At 27.4% G+C, this 463-nt stretch carries 1 protein-coding gene; it reads left to right on the forward strand.

Features of this window, described 5'->3' with window-relative positions; genetic code table 11:
- Positions 1-41: 41 nt before the first annotated feature.
- On the forward strand, positions 42-463 hold a 422-nt coding region (locus R0J92_RS21705; protein WP_411053161.1), incomplete at its 3' end, for a hypothetical protein.

Raw genomic sequence — 463 nt, forward strand, 5'->3', positions numbered from 1 at the left:
GCAGCCCTAATAGAGAGTACGACATTTTAAAGGAGGATTATATGTACATATCGAAAATATTTAATCAAAAGAAATATATAGTGTTGTGTTTATTTATTAGTATCTTGTTGTATTCTCTAATATATCAACATGTAGACACTGGTATAAAATCCGCATTTAATGATATTATCAAAGCTTCAGGTACGGATATAAATGCATTAGAGTTTGAAGGAATAAAGAAGATTGAGTCAATATTGACAAGTGTCTATTTTCAACTACCTATGCAACTCATTACAAGTTTAATTAACTTGTATGCAATTGGTGTTTTATACTTTATTTTCAATAAAGTCATAAATATATTTAAAACTAAGAAGACTGATCTTACTTATTCAGGAATTGTCAATATACTTTATGTGGGGCTGTATATTCAAGTAGTTGATCTCTTAGTGCAATCTATAATAATGATAACTTCTAAAACTTCTTT

It is taken from the genome of Tritonibacter sp. SIMBA_163 (assembly GCF_046535935.1).
Taxonomy (GTDB): domain Bacteria; phylum Pseudomonadota; class Alphaproteobacteria; order Rhodobacterales; family Rhodobacteraceae; genus Epibacterium; species Epibacterium scottomollicae.